Below are 18,624 nucleotides of genomic sequence, written 5' to 3' on the forward strand. Positions count from 1 at the left end.
GTAGCGCCGCCGGGCGATACGCTTAACATCCACTTTCCGCTATGCACCCGGCTAAGGTCTGCGCCAGTGCGGCGGGATTTTCCCACGACATTGAATGCCCTGCGGCAGGAATAATTTTCACCTCTACGCCCTTTTGCTTCAGACGTTCGGCATCGCTATCAGGCAGTGAAAGCTCGCCGAAAATCAACGTCACGGGGCAAGTTAGCGAGAGGAATTGCGCCTCCCAGTCAGGATAAACGCCCTCCACGAGGCTCGTTGCAGCGCGCCAGACGGCATACGGGGCATTGCTTTGTAAACACCCCGCCCACGCCGTTTTTTCTGCGCTGAGCAAGGCGTCATAGCCCTGCAATAAAAACTGTTGCTCGGTTTGTGCCGCAATAGACCGGCTGAACATCCCCCCACCCGCGTGAAAATTGGGTTCCGACACCATCAGCCCCTTCACGTGCGGTGCCAGCAGCCCCGCCGTCTCGATAGCAATGCTTCCGCCCATGCTGTGGCCGTATAACCAGAAAGCATCCAGATGAAGATGACGAATCAGCTCCGCGACAACGCGCGCCTGGTCAGTCGTTTTGTAGCTGTAACGCTCGGGCTTATCGCTGTAACCGCTGCCGGGCAAATCAATGAGAATCGCTCTGCGCGCGCCAAACAGCGGGTCACGAACGACGCGGGGATATTCATAGGAAGAGGCGCAGCCCAACCCGTGGATGAATACCACGGGATCGCCGCAGCCGGGCAAATCATGCCAGCGAACGTTGCAACCGGCCTGCTGTGAATAAAAGCTGTTCATAAGCACTCCATTTACGAGATACTGTTTATTTATACAGTTATCGTATCAGGAATGCCATATTCAACGTTTAAAAATGGAAGCGTGCGTCAGAAAAGCGAGATCAGAAGCGCGACGGGGAAGCTCATCGGCCAGGTCGATCCGACCAGAAACGCGCTCAGAAAGCGGATGCGCTTGCGGTCTTTAGAGAGGAACCAGGTAATAAGCGCGCAGATGAAGGCCATAATTGCGTAGAACACCAGCATCTTTTGATACAACGTCATTTCTATTACCCAGGCTGAAAAAATAACCGCGCGCAATATGCGCCATATGTTGATACAGATCAAGTTTTTTGTCACATCATAACCACTTAAATAACAAGGATAATAACAACGAGGTAATTCACGTTACATCCCTGGAGGAGCTCACCTTACCTTTATTGATAAGGTGCATTATAAATGCACTTTTTGATAAATTGACGCTAAGAGAAAGGCGTCTAATAAGGCAGGACTTCAAGAGGGATAAGATATGTTGCGCATTCCGCAAGGCTGTATTCACACCCGCTCCACGCCGTTCTGGAATAAAGACACCGCCCCCGCAGGGATTTTTCAGCGCCATCTCGACAAAGGCACGCGCCCCGGCGTTTACCCGCGCCTCTCCGTCATGCGGGGCACGGTGCGCTATTTAGGCTACGCCGATCGGTTTACGCCCGAGCCCGACAGCGAGCTGATTATCGAGGCCGGTCACTTCGGCGTCTTTCCACCGGAGAAATGGCACCACATCGAGGTGATGACCGACGACACGCTGTTCAATATCGACTTCTTTGTCGAACCTGACGTGCTGAAGTCTATGAGCTTCTGACGCTAAGAAGGAAACCCCTATGCTACGTATTCCTGAGAATTTTGTTCATACCCGCGCCACGCCGTTCTGGAACAAAGAGAGCGCGCCGAAAGCGCTTTTTACCCACCACAACACCAAAGCCGGCGTCTATGGCCGTCTTTCCGTAATGCAGGGCGCCGTGCGCTATTTTGGCTTTCCGGACGCCGACGCAACCGAACCCGACCTTGAGCTGGTGATTGAAGCCGGTTCGTTTGGCATTTCCCCGCCGCAGAAGTGGCACCGCATTGAGCTGTTAACCGACGATACCTACTTCAACATCGACTTTTTTGCCGATCCGAACGTGACGCTTCAGGGCGCGGGTATTGGAAAAGTGGTTAACACGCATAAGGAGTAACCCATGGGCAAAGCAACCTATACCGTCACCGTCACCAATAACAGCAACGGCGTGTCGGTGGATTATGAAACGGAAGCCCCAATGGAGCTGCTGATACCGGACGTTGCCGCCGACGTGGTGAAAGATCTGGTGAACACCGTGCGAGCCTACGACACGGAAAATGAACACGACGTTTGCGGCTGGTAAACGTCCCGCCCGGCAGGCTTGCTGCCGGGCTTTTGTAATCAGTGTTTAATCATGACGTGGCGAACAACCGTGTAATCCTCCAGCCCGTAAACCGACATATCCTTTCCGTAGCCCGAGAGCTTCATCCCGCCGTGCGGCATTTCGCTGACCAGCATAAAGTGCGTATTCACCCAGGTGCAGCCGTACTGCAACCGCGCGCTCATCCGATGGGCGCGGCCCACGTCCTTCGTCCAGACTGACGACGCCAGCCCGTACCGGGAGTCGTTGGCCCAGGCCAGCACCTGCGCCTCGTCGTCAAACTCGGTGACGCTCACCACCGGGCCAAACACTTCCCGCTGGACGATAGCGTCCTCCTGCCGGGCGCCCGCCAGCAGGGTTGGCTGGAAGTAGTAGCCTTGCCCTTCCCGCTTATCGCCGCCGGTCACCACCTGGATATGCCCTAACGCTTTGGCATCATCAACCGCTCTGCAAACGCGGGACAGGTGCGCCGCAGAGCTGAGCGGGCCAAGCTCGGTCGATTCATCCTCCGGCGCGCCCATCTTCAGGCTGGCGACGGCGGCCCCCAGTTTTTCAACCAGCTGCGCGTAAATCCCTTTCTGGGCGTAAATCCGGCAGGCCGCGGTGCAGTCCTGCCCGGCGTTGTAAAAGCCGAAGGTGCGAACGCCCTCCACCACCGCGTCCAGATCCGCATCGTCGAAGACAATTACCGGCGCTTTGCCGCCCAGCTCCATGTGGGTGCGCTTAATCGACGACGCGGTGTGTCCGATAATGTGCTCCCCGGTGGCAATCGAGCCCGTCAGGGAGACCATCCGCACTTTTTCATGACCGGTCAGCGGATCGCCCACGGTTTCCCCCCGCCCGAACAGCACGTTGAGCACGCCAGCCGGGAAGATGTCTTTTGCCAGCTCCGCCAGCCTCAGCGCCGTCAGCGGCGTGATCTCCGAGGGTTTGAGCACCACGCAGTTGCCTGCCGCCAGCGCGGGCGCAAGCTTCCACGCCGCCATCATTAGCGGGTAGTTCCACGGCGCGATAGAGGCCACCACGCCCACCGGATCGCGGCGAATCATCGACGTGTGTCCCTCGAGGTATTCCCCCGCCGCCAGCCCGTTCAGGCAGCGCGCCGCGCCCGCGAAGAAGCGGAATACGTCCACCACCGCCGGAATTTCATCCCCCAGCGCGCAGTGCAGCGGCTTGCCGCAGTTGAGGGATTCCAGGCGCGCAAAGTCTTCCGCGTGTTCTTCAATCGCGTCCGCCAGTGTTAATAAATATTCGGCGCGGGCTTTCGGCGTGGTTTGCCCCCATTCGGCGAACGCGCGATCGGCGGCAAGTACAGCGGCATCAACCTGCGCCGCAGAGGCCTCGGCAATCTCCAGCAGCACCTCTCCGGTAGCGGGGTTATAGACCGGCTGCTTTTCCCCTTCGCCGGCAGTCAGTTCACCATTAATCAGCAGTTGAGTTTGCATAGCTTTATCCTGTTGAAATCAAGGTTATTTCCCGTCCCCGGCGGTGTTGTCGCCGTCGCGGGTGAGCCACCAGGCTCCCAAAATGGGGATCGTGGTCACCAGCATGACGAGCAAGGCAACCACGTTGGTCACGGGCACGTCGCGCGGGCGGCCCAGCTGGTTCAGCAGCCACAGCGGCAGCGTGCGCTCGTGGCCTGCCGTAAACGTTGTGACGATAATTTCGTCAAACGACAGCGCAAAGGCCAGCATGCCGCCCGCCAGCAGCGCGGAGCCCAGATTGGGCAGCACCACGTAGCGGAACGTTTGCCAACCGTCTGCGCCCAGGTCCATCGACGCTTCCACCAGGCTCCAGGAGGTGCGCCTGAACCGGGCGATGACGTTGTTAAACACCACCACCACGCAGAAGGTCGCGTGCCCGACGACGATGGTGAAAAACCCCGGCTCAAGGTTGACGGTCTTAAACGCCGTGAGCAGCGCCAGGCCGGTGATAATGCCCGGGAGGGCTATCGGCAACAGCAGCAGCAGCGAAATCGCGTTTTTGCCGAAGAAAGAGCTTCGCCACAGCGCGGCGGCGGCAAGCGTGCCGAGCACCAGCGCGATAGCCGTTGAGAGCGCGGCAATTTTAAGTGACAACGTCACGGATTCGATAATATCCCCGCGCCCCGCCGCTACGCTAAACCACTTCAGGGTGAAGCCCTGCGGCGGGAAGCTAAAGGCCGCGTCCTCGATATTAAAGGCGTAAATGGCGATGATCAGCAGCGGAAAGTGCAGGAAAATCACGCCGCCCCATGCGGCGATCTTCAGGAACCACGGCGCGCGCTCAGAGTGCATCGAAGGCTCCCAGGCGCTTCACGAACGCCAGATAAAGAGAGATCAGCACAATCGGCACCAGCGTGAACGCGGCGGCCATCGGCATGTTGCCAATGGCGCCCTGCTGGGCGTAGACCATGTTGCCGATGAAGTAGCCCGGCGGGCCGACCAGCTGCGGCACGATAAAATCGCCCAGCGTCAGCGAAAAGGTGAAAATAGAACCCGCCGCAATGCCCGGCACGGCGAGCGGCAGGACCACGTAGCGGAACGTTTGCCGCGGCCGGGCGCCGAGATCGGCAGAGGCCTGCAGCAGCGACGCGGGCAGACGCTCCAGCGCCGCCTGAACCGGCAGGATCATAAACGGCAGCCAGATGTAAACAAACACCAGAAAGCGCCCAAGCCCCGAGGTGGAGAGCGTGTTGCCGCCAACGGCGGGCAGCGTAAGCACGGAGAGTAGAACCGGCTCCAGCCCCAGATGGCTGAGAAACCACTGCGCCACGCCGTCCTTCGCCAGCAGCAGCGTCCACGCGTAGGCTTTGACGATATAGCTCGCCCACATCGGCAGCATGACGGCAATATAGAAAAACGCTTTCCACTTGCCGGTTGTGTAACGCGCCATATACCAGGCCATAGGAAAGGCCAGCACCGCGCTGGCCGCCGTGACCGAAATGGCCATCACCAGGGTGCGCAGAATGATGTCGTAGTTGGCCGGGTTAAACAGCGCCTGAACGTTGGCGAAGGTCAGGTCCGGCGTCACCGACATGGTGAAGTCATCGAAGGTGTAAAAGCCCTGCCACAGCAGCGTGAGCAGCGATCCCAGGTAGACAATGCCGAACCACATCAGCGGGGCAAGCAGCAGCAGGAACAGCCCAAGCGACGGCCTGCGCCAGAACAGCGCGGAGGCGCGGCTTAGGGTGCCGCGCGGTGCGGACGAAAGGCGCATCGTCATCTCACCGCTCCTCGTGCAGCGGCACCATGGCCTCACGCGACCAGGCCGCCTGCACCGGCAGGCCCGGTGCCAGCCCGTCAGAAACCAGAGCGCCGGTGAGATTAGCCTGGCTCACCAGCAGCTTTGCGCCATCACTCAGCTTAAGCTCTATGCGCGTGGCCGCCCCCTGATACTGCACCGCCTGGATTACCCCCTGAACCTGAATCTCACCGCCTTCGTTAAGGCGGATATGTTCCGGGCGCAGCGAATACACGCCCTCCATGCCGCAGACGCGGCGCGAGAGCGCGGCGTCAAACACGTTCGACGTCCCCACGAAGCTCGCCACAAACGGCGTGCGCGGGCGCAAATACAGCTCGCGCGGCGTGTCGACCTGCTCGATGCGGCCGTTGTTGAAAACCGCGACCCGGTCGGACATGGAGAGCGCTTCGCCCTGGTCGTGGGTCACAAAGATAAAGGTGATGCCGAGATCCTGCTGGAGCTTTTTCAGCTCAACCTGCATCTGCTCGCGCAGCTTGAGATCGAGCGCCCCCAGCGGCTCGTCGAGCAGGAGCACGCGGGGCTCGTTGACCAGCGCCCGGGCAATCGCCACGCGCTGGCGCTGGCCGCCCGACAGCTGCGACGGCTTGCGCGCAGCGGCGAAGCCAAGGCCGACCTTCTCCAGCGCCTCGCCCGCCCGGGCGCGGCGCGTTTTCTTATCGATGCCTTTAACCCTCAGGCCGTAGGCAACGTTGTCGAGGACCGACATATGCGGAAACAGCGCATAGTCCTGGAACACCGTGTTGACGTCGCGCTCCCACGGGGGAAGCGCGCTGGCCTCCTGGCCGAAAATCTTGATAGCGCCGCCGCTTAGCTGTTCGAACCCGGCGATCAGGCGCAGGCAGGTGGTTTTGCCGGAGCCCGAAGGCCCCAGCATGGAAAAAAACTCTCCGTCATGAATGCCAATGGTGACCGCATCCACCGCCCGCACGTCGCCGTACAGGCGGGAAACGTCACAAAACTCTACCGCGTAGGTCATGCTCTGCTCCCGGCAATCAGCGCCCGCCCATGATGGCGATGTAATCCTGCGTCCAGCGGCTGTAGGGCACAAACTTGCCGCCTTCCGCTATCGGCGTTTTCCAGAACATGATTTTGTCGAAATAGGTGTAGCCGTTGGTTTCACAGCCCTTATCGCCCAGCAGCGTACTGGCCTTGCATCCTTCCGCCACCACCGGCAGGGAGCCAAACCACGCGGCCAGATCGCCCTGCACTTTTGGCGTCAGCGACCAGTTCATCCATTTGTAGGCGCACATCGGATGCTTAGCCTGCGCGTGCAGCATGGTGGTGTCCGCCCAGCCGGTCACGCCCTCTTTCGGGAAGACGGTGGCGATCGGCTGATTCTCCGCCTTCAGCGCGTTCGCCTGGTACGGCCAGGCGCTTGAGGCCACCACGCCTTCGTTTTTGAAGTCGCTCATCTGAACGGTGGTGTCGTGCCAGTAGCGGTGGATCAGCGCGTGCTGGTCGCGCAGCACCTTCAGCACGGCGCCATACTGTGCTTCCGTGAGCTGGTACGGGTCGGTAATGCCGAGCGCGGGCTGGGTGGCCTTGACGAACAGCGCGGCGTCGGCGATGTAAATCGGACCGTCGTAGGCCTGAACGCGTCCCTGGTTGGTTTTGCCGTCAGGCAGGTTCTGCTTAACGAACACCACGCTCCAGCTGTCCGGCGGGGTTGGGAAGGTTTTGGTGTTGTACATCAGCAGGTTCGGCCCCCACTGGTACGGCGTGCCGTAGACTTTACCGTCGACGTTGAACCACTCGCCTTTGACGAGGCGCGGGTCGAGCGTTTTCCAGTTGGGGATCAGGTCGGGATTAATCGGCTGAACGCGTTTGCCCATAATCAGGCGCAGAGAGGCGTCGCCCGAGGCGGTCACCAGGTCATAGCCCCCCTTCGCCATCAGGCTGACCATCTCGTCCGAGGTGGCGGCGGTTTTGACGTTGACCGTGCAGCCGGTCTCTTTTTCGAACTGCGTGACCCAGTCGTAGCTTTTGTCGGTCTGCCCGCGCTCGATGTATCCGGGCCAGGCGATAATATCCAGCCGCCCCTCGCCGTCGCCAATCGCTTTTGGGGGTTCCGCGGCGTGTGCGGTGACGATCGTCATCGCGAGCGCGCACAGGCTGCTGCGGGCAAATTTTTTGCTCATAAGGTTTACTCCTGTCGCAATGAAATTTGGCGGCAGCCGTGCCGTAAAAATATCTCCTGAATTAAACGTAGCCCGCGCCAATGCGCCGCGATGGGCGGCTCAAGGAAATTTCGTCAAGGTGTGACCGAGGGCGCATTCCCCGTTAACTGGATTATAGACAAGGGGTTAGCCAGGAGAGAGGACATCATGATTTCGTATGACGGGGCCGCAATGGCCCCTTCGGACATTATTCAAAACGGGGGGAAGACGGCGTAACGGTTATTCCATCATCTCGCGTATTAATTTTCCCAGCTGCTGCACCGCGAGCTCCTCGCGCTCTCCCCAGGCCCATGACGTATTAAACCGGAAAAACGGCGCCCAGACGTTTGAAGTCGAAAACATCTTACCGGGCGCGATGCTGATATGGTGAGCTAACGCCTTTTCGCTTAGCGCGCCCGCATCAAGCCGCGCGGGAAGCTCCAGCCACAAAAAATAGCCGCTGTCGCTGTGGTGAATGTTGACGCCCGCGGGCATGTGGCGCAAAAGCGACTGCCAGGCCTGCTGTTTGCGCTCGGCGAGCGTGCGCCGCAGTCGGCGCAGGTGGGCGTCATAGCGTTTGGTCGCCAGATAGTCCACCAGCGCCAGCTGCATCGGTGAGCTGGTCGAAAGCGTGCTCATCAGCTGCAGCTGCTGAATGCGCCGCGCATGTTTTCCCGCCGCCACCCAGCCGATGCGAAAGCCCGCCACCAGGCATTTAGAAAAGGACGAGCAGTGAAGCGTCATGTCCTGCGTGTCCCAGGCCTTTGCCGGGAGCGGCTTTTCGCGGCCAAAGTAAAGCTCGCTGTAAACATCGTCTTCAATCAGCGTGACGTTATGGCTGGCTAACAGCGCAATCAGCCGCGCTTTTTTTTCAGCGCTCAGGGTGAAGCCCAGCGGATTTTGGCTGTTGGTCATGATCCAGCAGGCCTTTACCGGATACTCGTTCAGCGCCTGCTCGAGCGCGTTGAGGTCAATCCCTTCCCGCACGTCGGTGGCCACCGACAGCGCCTTTAGCTTGAGGCGCTCAAGCGCCTGAAGCGCGCCGTAAAAGCAGGGATTTTCCACAATCACCCAGTCTCCCGGCTCCGTGACGGCCTGCAGGCTAAGGTTGAGCGCCTCAAGCGCGCCGGCGGTGATCACGATTTCGTCGGGGGAAATATTCATCCCCTGCTGCGCGTAGCGGCGGGCGATGGCGTGGCGGAGCTCGACGTTTCCGGGCGGCAGGTTTTCGATCACGCTCATCGCCGTGGCGGTTTTACTCACGTTGGCGAGCGAACGGTTGAGCTGCTGGAGCGGAAAGAGGCGGGGATCGGGAAACGCGGAGGCAAACGGCACCACGGAGGCGTCGCGGCTGGCCTGGAGGACATCAAAAATATAGGTATTGATATCGACCACGTCGTCGCGGATGACCTGCGCATGAGGAGAAGGCAGTTGCAGCGTCGGGCGCGAGGCAACGTAATAGCCCGACTGCGGCCTGGCGACAATGTGCCCCTGGCTTTCCAGCATCTGATACGCATGGCCAACGGTCATAAAGCTCATGCCGCTGCTTGCCACCTGCTCTCGCAGCGAGGGCAGCTTATCGCCCGGCAACCACACGCCAAGCTCAATTTGTGAAATGATTTGTTGCGCCAGACGCTGGTATTTTTTCATCAGATTCTCCTTATGCACGATAGTCTATATCAGCAGGAGAAAAAGAGAAGATTTTGCTAACTGTTATGGTTGGGGTTGCGAATTACTTACGGTACTCGGTTACCGCGTTGGCGGCAAAACGCACGGCGGCCAAATGGTCGAGCGTAATCATGGACGATTTGCAAAAAATGCATTTCGCACCGAAAGGATTCTTCTCAGACACATCAAAGGCTGAGATACGATACTGCGAGCCATGACAGCATGGGCAGCGGAAATGGATATTAGAAGTCATAAGATTCTCCTGTAAACGTAAAAACGTAAATAACTAATGGGCCTATCAGGCGATAGTGGTCTGAAACAAAAATGAATCGGAGTGTAGAAAAAGACCCAAGAGGCTGCGGAGAGGCACAACGTGATGAGAACTGCTTTTAAAAAACTACGTCAGATATTCTTTTGAAATCAAAACCAGAGAACCATTAACGCACGGGGGTGGTGACAAAGCAAGCGGTTTAATGCGTAAAAATCATAAAAAGAATTTTTTTATTCGTTTCACGGATGTATATCAGATAAAGAAAAAAGCCGCTCATTGCCAACTGTTATACCTAAATTTCCCCTTTCTGCTTCTGATACGCTTTTCGAAGGCCCTATACCATAACAGCACACCGTTTGACATTGAGGCTGTGCATGTTTGGTTTAGATGCTTTTCACCTTGCGCGGATACAGTTCGCGTTTACCGTATCCTTTCACATTATTTTCCCGGCGATTACTATCGGCCTGGCGAGCTATCTCGCGGTACTGGAAGGCCTGTGGCTTAAGTCTAAGAACCCCGTCTGGCGTTCGCTTTATCACTTCTGGTCCAAAATCTTTGCCGTTAACTTCGGCATGGGCGTGGTGTCCGGCCTGGTAATGGCCTATCAGTTTGGCACCAACTGGAGCGGTTTCTCCCAGTTTGCGGGCAGCATTACCGGCCCGCTGCTGACCTACGAAGTGCTCACCGCGTTCTTCCTCGAAGCCGGGTTCCTCGGCGTGATGCTGTTCGGCTGGAATAAGGTTGGGCCGGGGCTGCACTTCTTTGCGACCTGCATGGTGGCGCTCGGGACCATCATTTCAACGTTCTGGATACTTTCCTCCAACAGCTGGATGCAGACCCCGCAGGGATATGAAATCGTTAACGGGCAGGTTGTCCCCGTGGACTGGTTTGCCGTGGTCTTTAATCCCTCCTTCCCTTACCGCCTGCTGCATATGTCCATCGCCGCGTTTCTCAGCAGCGCGCTGTTTGTCGGCGCGTCGGCGGCGTGGCATCTGCTGCGCGGGAACAACACTCCGGCGATCCGCGCCATGTTCTCGATGGCGCTGTGGATGACGCTCATCGTCGCGCCGCTGCAGGCGCTGGTCGGAGACATGCACGGGCTGAATACCCTAAAGCATCAGCCGGCCAAAATTGCGGCCATTGAGGGGCACTGGGAAAATCCGCCGGGCGAACCGACTCCGCTGCTACTGTTCGGCTGGCCGGATATGGAACAGGAGCGCACGCGCTACGGGCTGGAAATTCCCGCGCTCGGCAGCCTGATCCTGACCCACAGCCTGGACAAGCAGGTTCCTGCACTTAAGGCGTTCCCGAAAGAGGATCGCCCCAACGCCACCATCGTTTTCTGGTCGTTCCGCATTATGGCGGGGCTCGGCATGCTGATGCTGGCGCTGGGCGTCGCCGCCGCGTGGCTTCGCTACAAAAAGCGCCTGTACTCTTCTCGCCCCTTCCTGTGGTTTGCGCTGCTGATGGGGCCATCGGGGCTGATTGCCATCCTTGCCGGATGGGTGACGACCGAGGTGGGCCGTCAGCCGTGGGTCGTTTATGGGCTTCAGCGCACGAAGGATGCCGTATCGGCGCACGGCGACCTGCATATGAGCATCAGCCTGCTGGCTTTCTTCGTGGTGTACACCTCGGTATTCGGCGTGGGGTACAGCTACATGGTGCGGCTGATCAAAAAAGGCCCGCAGCCTCATGAAACCTTCGCCACCGAAGCCGACGGACGTCCCGCTCGCCCGCTTTCCGCCGTCACCACACACCTTGAGGAGAAGCCGTAATGGGTATCGATCTTTCCATTATCTGGTTTGTGATTATTGTCTTCGCCACGCTGATGTATATCGTCATGGACGGTTTTGACCTTGGGATTGGCATTCTGTTTCCCGCGATTCAGGACGCTGGCGATCGCGACGTGATGGTCAACAGCGTCGCGCCGGTCTGGGACGGGAACGAAACCTGGCTGGTGCTGGGCGGCGCGGCGCTGTTCGGCGCATTCCCGCTGGCCTATGCGGTCATTATTGACGCCCTCACCGTTCCCCTGACCTTAATGCTGATCGGGCTTATCTTTCGCGGCGTGGCCTTTGAGTTTCGCTTTAAGGCAACGCCGGCGCACCGCCCTTTCTGGGACAAAGCCTTTATCGGCGGCTCGATTGTGGCCACCTTCGCCCAGGGCGTGACGGTCGGCGCGGTAATAAACGGCTTTTCCGTCACCGGGCGCGCCTACAGCGGCGGTCCGTTTAACTGGCTTACGCCGTTCACGCTGTTCTGCGGCGCGGGGCTGGTTGTTGCGTATGCGCTGTTAGGGTCGACCTGGCTGGTGATGAAAAGCGAGAACCGGCTGCAGCAGCGAATGCGCCAGCTATCGAAAGCGCTGCTGGTTGTTCTGCTGGGGATAATAGCGATAGTCAGCATCTGGACCCCACTGGCGCATCCGGCCATTGCCGACCGCTGGTTTACGCTGCCCGACCTCTATTTCCTGCTGCCCGTCCCGGCGCTGGTCGTCGTTCTGAGCCTGTGCCAGTGGCGAAGCCTGGATAACCCGAATCGCCATAATTTGCCGTTTATACTGACGCTCGGCCTGATTTTCCTCGGCTTCAGCGGCCTTGGGATCAGCATCTGGCCATACATTATTCCTCCGGCCATAACGCTCTGGCAGGCTGCCGCACCCGCGCAGAGCCAGGGCTTTATGCTGGTCGGCGCGCTGCTGATTATTCCCGTAATCCTGGTCTATACCTACTGGAGCTATTACGTTTTTCGCGGAAAAGTACGGCATGGGGAGGGTTATCACTGATGAAACAGCCTGTCTGGAAACGGCTTATGTGGCTGGCGATCATCTGGGGCGGCAGCGTGCTGGCGCTGGCTGGCGTAAGTCTTTTCTTCCGCATGCTGATGGCAGCGGCAGGCTTTAAGTCCCACTGAGCCTGGGCCCGGCGGCCAGGTGCCGCCCGGCCACTTCTCGCACATTCGGATAAACCCCATTAACAGCCGGGAGAGTATCGTTACACTGGTAAAAGATTCACGATATAAATAGTTTGAGAAGAAAAATGAAAAAGCTTGTTGCAGTAAGTTTATTCAGCCTGATCGTTGCGGGCTGCGTCAATCCGGGCAAAGCGTCCGTTCAGCCTGACCAGCTTCAGAACCACCGTTTTATTCTGGAAAACGTTAACGGGAAAGCCGTAAAGGCCGCGTCAGCGCAGCCTGAAATCAGCTTCAGTTCAGAGCACGATCTGAGCCTGATTAAGAACATCGCCGTCTCAGGCGTCATGTGTAACCGGTTCACCGGACAGGGCAAATTGTCCGAGGGCGAACTCAAGGTTAAAAACCTGGCAATGACCCGCAGGCTCTGCACGGAGCCGCAGCTAAACGAACTCGATCAAACGCTCAGCGACATGTTGAGCAAAGGAGCGCAGGTCGATCTGACTGAAGATCAGCTCACGCTGGCAACCGCCGATAAGTCGCTGGTCTTTAAGCGCGCGGAGTAATCAGTAATTACCGCAACTGCCCACGGCGAGCGACTGTTCACTGCAGCGCTTGCCGTTCGGCAAGGCGCACATGCCGGTCGCGCTGCCGTCGAGCTGACGAGCCACTGACAGCGTACCGCCAATCATGGCGCAGTTCGCCTGGCCCGAACTGGACATCGCCGCCTTCATGCCCGGCGACACGTGCGCCGCGGTGGCCTGCTGAACGGGCTCACTGCTGCATGCTGACAATAATAACGCGGCACACCCTACCCAAAACGCTGAACGCATGACTTCTCCCCCATAAAAAGTGCGAAACCTATGCATCATAGGCATCACCCGCCGCGCCGTCGAGAGCGCAGGTGCGTATTAATGCGCTTTAGAAACAATTTCTCGCAATTTTTCTGCCAAAAGTTTGATCTACTCATTGATGCCGAGAATACCCAGGACACAAAAGCGAAAATCGGAAAAACCGCGCTTTGCTAGAATAGAGGGATAATATTCAGGGTCTGCGGACGGATGCAGGCCCCTCTTTTTGCGCAATGTAAGGGTATTGTCCTATGCAAACTATCGACGGTAATGGTGCAGTCGCGTCAGTCGCGTTTCGCACGAGCGAAGTTATCGCCATCTACCCAATTACGCCAAGTTCAACCATGGCCGAACAGGCGGACGCCTGGGCCGGGAATGGGCTAAAAAACGTCTGGGGAGATGTCCCACGCGTGGTGGAAATGCAGTCCGAGGCGGGGGCTATCGCCACCGTTCACGGCGCGCTGCAGACCGGCGCGCTGTCGACGTCGTTTACCTCGTCGCAGGGGTTGCTGCTGATGATCCCGACCCTGTACAAGCTGGCCGGCCAGCTGACGCCGTTTGTTCTCCACGTCGCCGCCCGTACCGTAGCCACGCACGCGCTCTCCATTTTTGGCGATCATTCCGACGTGATGGCCGTACGCCAGACGGGCTGCGCGATGCTCTGCGCCAGCAGCGTGCAGGAAGCGCAAGACTTCGCGCTGATTTCGCATATAGCAACCCTCAAAAGCCGCGTGCCGTTTATTCACTTCTTTGATGGTTTCCGCACCTCTCACGAAATCAACAAAATCGTTCCCCTTGCCGACGACACGATCCTGAACCTGCTCCCGCAGGCGGAGATCGACGCGCACCGCGCGCGCGCGCTGAACCCCGAGCATCCTGTTATTCGCGGCACCTCCGCCAACCCGGACACCTATTTCCAGTCCCGCGAGGCCACCAACCCGTGGTACGACGCCGTTTACGCCCACGTTGAGCAGGCGATGGACGATTTTGCCGCCGCTACCGGGCGCGCATATAAGCCGTTTGAATATTATGGCCATCCGCAGGCGGAACGCGTCATCATCCTGATGGGCTCGGCGATCGGCACCTGCGAAGAGGTCGTGGACGAACTGCTAACCCGCGGTGAAAAGGTGGGCGTGCTGAAGGTCCGCCTCTATCGTCCGTTTTCAGCGAAGCACCTGCTCTCCGCGCTGCCGGAAACCGCGCGCACCGTAGCGGTACTGGACCGCACCAAAGAGCCGGGCGCGCTCGCCGAGCCGCTCTATCTCGACGTAATGACCGCGCTGGCGGAAGCCTTCAACAGCGGCGAGCGCGAAACGCTGCCGCGCGTCATCGGCGGGCGCTACGGTTTGTCCTCCAAGGAGTTTGGACCGGACTGCGTGCTCGCCGTGTTCAACGAGCTGAACGAAGCGAAGCCGAAGCCGCGCTTCACGGTCGGTATTTACGACGATGTGACCAACCTATCCCTCCCTCTGCCGGAAAATACCCTGCCCGCAACGGCAAAGCTGGAGGCGCTTTTCTACGGCCTGGGCAGCGACGGCAGCGTCTCGGCAACCAAGAACAATATCAAGATCATCGGCAATTCAACGCCGTGGTATGCCCAGGGCTACTTCGTCTATGACTCCAAAAAAGCCGGCGGCTTGACCGTTTCCCACCTGCGCGTGAGCGAGCAGCCTATCCGCTCGGCGTACCTGATCTCGCAGGCCGATTTTGTCGGCTGCCACCAGCTGCAGTTTATCGATAAATACCAGATGGCGGAGCGCCTCAAGCCGGGCGGCATTTTCCTGATCAACACGCCGTACGGTGCGGACGAGGTCTGGAGCCGCCTGCCTCAGGAAGTGCAGGCCGTTCTGAACCAGAAAAAGGCACGCCTGTTCGTGGTTAACGCGGCGAAGATTGCGCGCGAATGCAGCCTTGGCGCGCGCATTAACACCGTTATGCAGATGGCGTTCTTCCACCTGACCCACATTCTGCCCGGCGACAGCGCGCTGGTGGAGCTTCAGGGCGCAATCGCGAAAAGCTACAGCAGCAAAGGCCAGGAGCTGGTTGAACGTAACTGGCAGGCGCTGGCGCTGGCCCGCGAATCGCTGTTCGAAGTGCCGCTGCAGCAGGTTAATGCCGCGAGCCCGAACCGCCCACCGGTGGTCTCCGACGCGGCGCCAGACTTTGTGAAAACCGTGACCGCCGCGATGCTGGCCGGGCTGGGCGACGCCCTCCCCGTCTCCGCGCTGCCGCCGGACGGCACCTGGCCCGTGGGCACCACGCGCTGGGAAAAACGCAATATCGCCGAAGAGATCCCCATCTGGAAAGAGGAACTGTGCACCCAGTGCAACCACTGCGTGGCGGCCTGCCCGCACTCGGCCATTCGCGCCAAGGTGGTCTCTCCTGACGAGATGGAAACCGCGCCGGCCAGCCTGCACTCGCTGGACGTGAAGTCCCGCGACATGCGCGGCCAGAAATACGTTCTGCAGGTGGCGCCGGAAGATTGCACAGGCTGTAACCTGTGCGTCGAGGTGTGCCCGGCGAAAGATCGTCAAAATCCGGAAATCAAAGCCATCAATATGATGTCGCGCCTGGAGCACGTTGAAGAGGAGAAAGTGAATTACGACTTCTTCCTCGGCCTGCCGGAAATCGACCGCAGCAGGCTGGAGCGCATTGATATTCGCACCTCGCAGCTGATCACGCCGCTGTTCGAGTACTCCGGCGCCTGCTCCGGCTGCGGCGAAACGCCGTACATCAAGCTGCTGACCCAGCTTTACGGCGACCGCATGCTGATTGCTAACGCCACCGGCTGTTCATCGATTTACGGCGGTAACCTGCCCTCCACGCCGTACACCACCGACGAAAACGGTCGCGGCCCGGCATGGGCGAACTCGCTGTTCGAAGATAACGCGGAGTTTGGCCTGGGCTTCCGCCTGACGGTGGACCAGCACCGCGCGCGGGTCATGCGCCTGCTGGAACAGTTCGCGGATAACATCCCGGCAGAACTGAACGACGCGCTGCACGCGGACGCGACGCCAGAGGTTCGCCGTGAACAGGTTTCCGAGCTGCGCGCTGCCCTCCAGGGCGTGGACGGCGCGGAACAGCTGCTGACCGACGCCGACGCGCTGGTGGAGAAATCCATCTGGCTGATTGGCGGCGACGGCTGGGCGTACGATATCGGCTTCGGCGGGCTGGACCACGTGCTGAGCCTGACCGAAAACGTCAACATTCTGGTGCTGGACACGCAGTGCTACTCCAACACCGGCGGCCAGGCGTCGAAAGCAACCCCGCTGGGCGCGGTGACCAAATTTGGCGAACACGGTAAGCGCAAGGCACGTAAAGATCTCGGCGTGAGCATGATGATGTACGGGCATGTTTATGTTGCGCAGATCTCGCTGGGTGCGCAGCTAAACCAGACGGTGAAGGCGATTCAGGAAGCGGAAGCCTATCCGGGACCGTCGCTGATCATCGCCTACAGCCCGTGCGAGGAGCATGGCTACGATCTGGCGCTCAGCCACGATCAGATGCGCCAGCTCACCGCAACCGGCTTCTGGCCGCTGTATCGCTTCGATCCTCGCCGCGCGGATGAAGGCAAGCTGCCGCTGGCGCTGGATTCGCGGCCACCTTCCGACGCGCTGGCAGAAACGTTAATGCAGGAGCAGCGCTTCCGCCGCCTTAACGCGCAGCAGCCGGACGTGGCCGAGCAGCTCTGGAAGGATGCGGCAGCCGATCTGCAAAAACGGTATGACTTCCTGGCGCAAATGGCCGGTAAAGCGGAAAAATCCGCAAGCGAATAATCGTCTATGCCCGGCCAGTCCGGGCATTTTTTGGACAAAAAAAAGCCCGAAGTCTCAGCTTCGGGCTAATCCAAATTAATCATGAATACTGTTTAGTTATAAGAACAATATTCATTTTTGTTATGGATGAAGAAATCTTAAAGGCATATAACGGGAGGGATATTACTCCTTTACGTAATTGTTGAATAATTTTAATTTCGTATAATTAAGCTCAAACCATTCATTGAAATTATCACTATTTCTAAATACGCAATTCCTTGAGGTTTTACTCAATCGGTAACAATTATATTTTATTGTTCTTCCGCGTGAGTGATTTAGCATGGGACAACTTTCCAGCCAGGAAAGTTCACTACGCAATTAAATAATAAAACTGCAAGGAATAACAAAATGCAAAGAAAAGTACTGGCACTGATGATCCCGGCTATTTTAATGGCCGGCGCGGCACACGCTGCGGAAATTTATAACAAAGATGGCAATAAGCTGGATCTGTATGGAAAAGTAGACGGGCTGCACTACTTCTCTGACAACGCCTCTGCCGACGGCGATCAAACCTACATGCGTCTGGGCTTCAAAGGCGAAACCCAGATTAACGACATGATGACCGGCTACGCGCAGTGGGAATACAACATTCAGGCCAACAACACCGAGGGTTCTGACAACCAGTCCTGGACCCGTCTGGCCTTCGCAGGCGTGAAGGTTGGCGACTATGGTTCATTCGATTACGGTCGTAACTACGGCGTACTGTACGACGTGGAAGGCTGGACCGATATGCTGCCTGAGTTCGGCGGCGACTCCTACAGCAAAGCCGATAACTTCATGACCAACCGCGCGAACGGCGTGGCGACCTACCGCAACACCGACTTCTACGGTCTGGTGCAGGGCCTAAACTTTGCCGTTCAGTATCAGGGCACTAACGAAGGCGGCAGCAATAACGAAGAAGGGTCTGCGAGCCGCAGCGCAAACACCTACGACCAGTATGGCGTAAGCACGGGCAACGACTATCGCTATGACAATGGCGACGGCTGGGGCATTTCCTCCACTTACGACATCGGCATGGGCTTCAGCGCGGGTGCGGCTTACACCTCCTCTGACCGTACCAACGATCAGATCATCCACAGCACGGCGGGTGGCGATAAGGCCGATGCCTGGACTGCCGGTCTGAAATATGACGCCAATAATATCTATCTGGCGACCATGTATTCTGAGACCCGCAATATGACGCCATACGGCGACGGTGACGGCGTAGCGAATAAAACGCAAAACTTCGAAGTCACCGCGCAGTATCAGTTTGATTTCGGCCTCCGCCCTGCCATTTCCTACCTGCAGTCTAAAGGCAAAGATTTGGCAAACGGCCAGGGCGACCAGGATCTGGTTAAATACGCTGACGTTGGCGCAACCTACTATTTCAATAAAAACATGTCCACCTACGTGGATTACAAAATCAACCTGCTTGACGAAGATAAACAGTTCTACAAGGACAACGGTATCAGTACCGATGACGTTGTCGCGCTGGGTCTGGTTTATCAGTTCTGATGTCAATAGCCCGCA

General features: G+C 58.3%; 19 protein-coding genes. 9 read left to right on the plus strand and 10 right to left on the minus strand.

Annotated elements, in window-relative coordinates; genetic code table 11:
* Nucleotides 1–22 precede the first annotated feature (22 nt).
* Nucleotides 23–787 (minus strand): alpha/beta fold hydrolase, encoded by a 765-nt coding sequence (locus V1599_RS14035; RefSeq protein WP_112010114.1) that lies wholly within the window; start codon nucleotides 785–787, stop codon nucleotides 23–25.
* Between the two features lie 86 nt (nucleotides 788–873).
* Nucleotides 874–1,047: a GhoT/OrtT family toxin gene (locus V1599_RS14040; RefSeq protein ID WP_112010169.1), complete on the minus strand. Its 174-nt coding sequence runs from the start codon at nucleotides 1,045–1,047 to the stop codon at nucleotides 874–876.
* Nucleotides 1,048–1,291: 244 nt separating this feature from the next.
* On the opposite strand from V1599_RS14040, the gene V1599_RS14045 reads away from it, so the two are divergent.
* From V1599_RS14045 to V1599_RS14055, 3 genes are read left to right on the plus strand one after another with little or no spacing between them, the layout of a single operon-like run.
* Nucleotides 1,292–1,624, plus strand: coding sequence for a DUF1971 domain-containing protein (locus tag V1599_RS14045; RefSeq protein ID WP_395300268.1), 333 nt, complete (start codon nucleotides 1,292–1,294; stop codon nucleotides 1,622–1,624).
* A 19-nt stretch (nucleotides 1,625–1,643) separates the two neighbouring features.
* Entirely contained in the window at nucleotides 1,644–1,997 is a 354-nt protein-coding gene (locus V1599_RS14050) for a DUF1971 domain-containing protein (protein ID WP_371182662.1), read from the plus strand.
* 3 nt (nucleotides 1,998–2,000) lie between these two features.
* Entirely contained in the window at nucleotides 2,001–2,183 is a 183-nt protein-coding gene (locus V1599_RS14055) for a DUF1869 domain-containing protein (RefSeq protein ID WP_063449914.1), read from the plus strand.
* Between the two features lie 38 nt (nucleotides 2,184–2,221).
* Here V1599_RS14055 and patD read toward each other — a convergent pair whose 3' ends face one another.
* From patD to V1599_RS14090, 7 genes are all read right to left on the minus strand, one after another.
* A complete protein-coding gene (gene patD, locus V1599_RS14060; protein WP_395300269.1) occupies nucleotides 2,222–3,646 on the minus strand; it encodes an aminobutyraldehyde dehydrogenase in 1,425 nt (474 codons plus the stop codon).
* 24 nt (nucleotides 3,647–3,670) lie between these two features.
* The gene (locus V1599_RS14065) at nucleotides 3,671–4,477 is read right to left on the minus strand and encodes an ABC transporter permease (RefSeq protein ID WP_395300270.1); all 807 of its coding nucleotides are present in this window, start codon (nucleotides 4,475–4,477) and stop codon (nucleotides 3,671–3,673) included.
* The gene (locus V1599_RS14070) at nucleotides 4,467–5,405 is read right to left on the minus strand and encodes an ABC transporter permease (RefSeq protein WP_395300271.1); all 939 of its coding nucleotides are present in this window, start codon (nucleotides 5,403–5,405) and stop codon (nucleotides 4,467–4,469) included. Before V1599_RS14070 ends, V1599_RS14065 begins: the two co-directional genes overlap by 11 nt.
* A gap of 1 nt (nucleotide 5,406) precedes the next feature.
* Nucleotides 5,407–6,420: an ABC transporter ATP-binding protein gene (locus V1599_RS14075; protein WP_395300272.1), complete on the minus strand. Its 1,014-nt coding sequence runs from the start codon at nucleotides 6,418–6,420 to the stop codon at nucleotides 5,407–5,409.
* Between the two features lie 16 nt (nucleotides 6,421–6,436).
* A complete protein-coding gene (gene ydcS / locus V1599_RS14080) occupies nucleotides 6,437–7,582 on the minus strand; it encodes a putative ABC transporter substrate-binding protein YdcS (protein WP_395300273.1) in 1,146 nt (381 codons plus the stop codon).
* Nucleotides 7,583–7,840: 258 nt separating this feature from the next.
* Nucleotides 7,841–9,250, minus strand: coding sequence for a PLP-dependent aminotransferase family protein (locus V1599_RS14085; RefSeq protein WP_395300274.1), 1,410 nt, complete (start codon nucleotides 9,248–9,250; stop codon nucleotides 7,841–7,843).
* Between the two features lie 82 nt (nucleotides 9,251–9,332).
* On the minus strand, nucleotides 9,333–9,521 hold the full coding sequence (locus V1599_RS14090; protein ID WP_112010123.1) for a cold-shock protein: 189 nt from the start codon (nucleotides 9,519–9,521) through the stop codon (nucleotides 9,333–9,335).
* Nucleotides 9,522–9,913: 392 nt separating this feature from the next.
* On the opposite strand from V1599_RS14090, the gene V1599_RS14095 reads away from it, so the two are divergent.
* The 4 genes from V1599_RS14095 (at nucleotide 9,914) to hslJ (ending at nucleotide 13,015) form a co-directional block, all read left to right on the plus strand.
* Complete coding sequence (locus tag V1599_RS14095) at nucleotides 9,914–11,314, plus strand: cytochrome ubiquinol oxidase subunit I (protein ID WP_395300275.1); 1,401 nt, start codon at nucleotides 9,914–9,916, stop codon at nucleotides 11,312–11,314.
* Nucleotides 11,314–12,324: a cytochrome d ubiquinol oxidase subunit II gene (gene cydB, locus V1599_RS14100; RefSeq protein ID WP_395300276.1), complete on the plus strand. Its 1,011-nt coding sequence runs from the start codon at nucleotides 11,314–11,316 to the stop codon at nucleotides 12,322–12,324. Before V1599_RS14095 ends, cydB begins: the two co-directional genes overlap by 1 nt.
* A complete protein-coding gene (locus tag V1599_RS14105) occupies nucleotides 12,324–12,452 on the plus strand; it encodes a DUF2474 domain-containing protein (RefSeq protein ID WP_112010126.1) in 129 nt (42 codons plus the stop codon). The genes cydB and V1599_RS14105 overlap by 1 nt, the downstream gene beginning before the upstream one ends.
* 125 nt (nucleotides 12,453–12,577) lie before the next feature.
* Nucleotides 12,578–13,015, plus strand: coding sequence for a heat shock protein HslJ (hslJ, locus tag V1599_RS14110; RefSeq protein WP_395300277.1), 438 nt, complete (start codon nucleotides 12,578–12,580; stop codon nucleotides 13,013–13,015).
* Here hslJ and V1599_RS14115 read toward each other — a convergent pair whose 3' ends face one another.
* Nucleotides 13,016–13,282: a DUF333 domain-containing protein gene (locus V1599_RS14115; RefSeq protein ID WP_395300278.1), complete on the minus strand. Its 267-nt coding sequence runs from the start codon at nucleotides 13,280–13,282 to the stop codon at nucleotides 13,016–13,018.
* A gap of 269 nt (nucleotides 13,283–13,551) precedes the next feature.
* Between V1599_RS14115 and nifJ the strand changes: the two genes are divergently transcribed.
* Complete coding sequence (gene nifJ, locus V1599_RS14120; RefSeq protein ID WP_395300279.1) at nucleotides 13,552–17,076, plus strand: pyruvate:ferredoxin (flavodoxin) oxidoreductase; 3,525 nt, start codon at nucleotides 13,552–13,554, stop codon at nucleotides 17,074–17,076.
* Between the two features lie 387 nt (nucleotides 17,077–17,463).
* Nucleotides 17,464–18,609, plus strand: a complete 1,146-nt coding sequence (gene ompC / locus V1599_RS14125; RefSeq protein WP_297123139.1) for a porin OmpC — start codon at nucleotides 17,464–17,466, stop codon at nucleotides 18,607–18,609.
* Nucleotides 18,610–18,624 lie beyond the last annotated feature (15 nt).

Origin of the sequence: Enterobacter sp. ECC-175 (assembly GCF_043968675.1) — a bacterium.
Taxonomy (GTDB): Bacteria; Pseudomonadota; Gammaproteobacteria; order Enterobacterales; family Enterobacteriaceae; genus Enterobacter.

Bases quoted from the DNA above. Each gene is read 5' to 3' on its own strand.
- V1599_RS14035 (WP_112010114.1), bottom strand. From the start codon at position 787: ATGAACAGCTTTTATTCACAGCAGGCCGGTTGCAACGTTCGCTGGCAT.
- V1599_RS14040 (WP_112010169.1), bottom strand. From the start codon at position 1,047: ATGACGTTGTATCAAAAGATGCTGGTGTTCTACGCAATTATGGCCTTC.
- V1599_RS14045 (WP_395300268.1), top strand. From the start codon at position 1,292: ATGTTGCGCATTCCGCAAGGCTGTATTCACACCCGCTCCACGCCGTTC.
- V1599_RS14050 (WP_371182662.1), top strand. From the start codon at position 1,644: ATGCTACGTATTCCTGAGAATTTTGTTCATACCCGCGCCACGCCGTTC.
- V1599_RS14055 (WP_063449914.1), top strand. From the start codon at position 2,001: ATGGGCAAAGCAACCTATACCGTCACCGTCACCAATAACAGCAACGGC.
- patD (WP_395300269.1), bottom strand. From the start codon at position 3,646: ATGCAAACTCAACTGCTGATTAATGGTGAACTGACTGCCGGCGAAGGG.
- V1599_RS14065 (WP_395300270.1), bottom strand. From the start codon at position 4,477: ATGCACTCTGAGCGCGCGCCGTGGTTCCTGAAGATCGCCGCATGGGGC.
- V1599_RS14070 (WP_395300271.1), bottom strand. From the start codon at position 5,405: ATGACGATGCGCCTTTCGTCCGCACCGCGCGGCACCCTAAGCCGCGCC.
- V1599_RS14075 (WP_395300272.1), bottom strand. From the start codon at position 6,420: ATGACCTACGCGGTAGAGTTTTGTGACGTTTCCCGCCTGTACGGCGAC.
- ydcS (WP_395300273.1), bottom strand. From the start codon at position 7,582: ATGAGCAAAAAATTTGCCCGCAGCAGCCTGTGCGCGCTCGCGATGACG.
- V1599_RS14085 (WP_395300274.1), bottom strand. From the start codon at position 9,250: ATGAAAAAATACCAGCGTCTGGCGCAACAAATCATTTCACAAATTGAG.
- V1599_RS14090 (WP_112010123.1), bottom strand. From the start codon at position 9,521: ATGACTTCTAATATCCATTTCCGCTGCCCATGCTGTCATGGCTCGCAG.
- V1599_RS14095 (WP_395300275.1), top strand. From the start codon at position 9,914: ATGTTTGGTTTAGATGCTTTTCACCTTGCGCGGATACAGTTCGCGTTT.
- cydB (WP_395300276.1), top strand. From the start codon at position 11,314: ATGGGTATCGATCTTTCCATTATCTGGTTTGTGATTATTGTCTTCGCC.
- V1599_RS14105 (WP_112010126.1), top strand. From the start codon at position 12,324: ATGAAACAGCCTGTCTGGAAACGGCTTATGTGGCTGGCGATCATCTGG.
- hslJ (WP_395300277.1), top strand. From the start codon at position 12,578: ATGAAAAAGCTTGTTGCAGTAAGTTTATTCAGCCTGATCGTTGCGGGC.
- V1599_RS14115 (WP_395300278.1), bottom strand. From the start codon at position 13,282: ATGCGTTCAGCGTTTTGGGTAGGGTGTGCCGCGTTATTATTGTCAGCA.
- nifJ (WP_395300279.1), top strand. From the start codon at position 13,552: ATGCAAACTATCGACGGTAATGGTGCAGTCGCGTCAGTCGCGTTTCGC.
- ompC (WP_297123139.1), top strand. From the start codon at position 17,464: ATGCAAAGAAAAGTACTGGCACTGATGATCCCGGCTATTTTAATGGCC.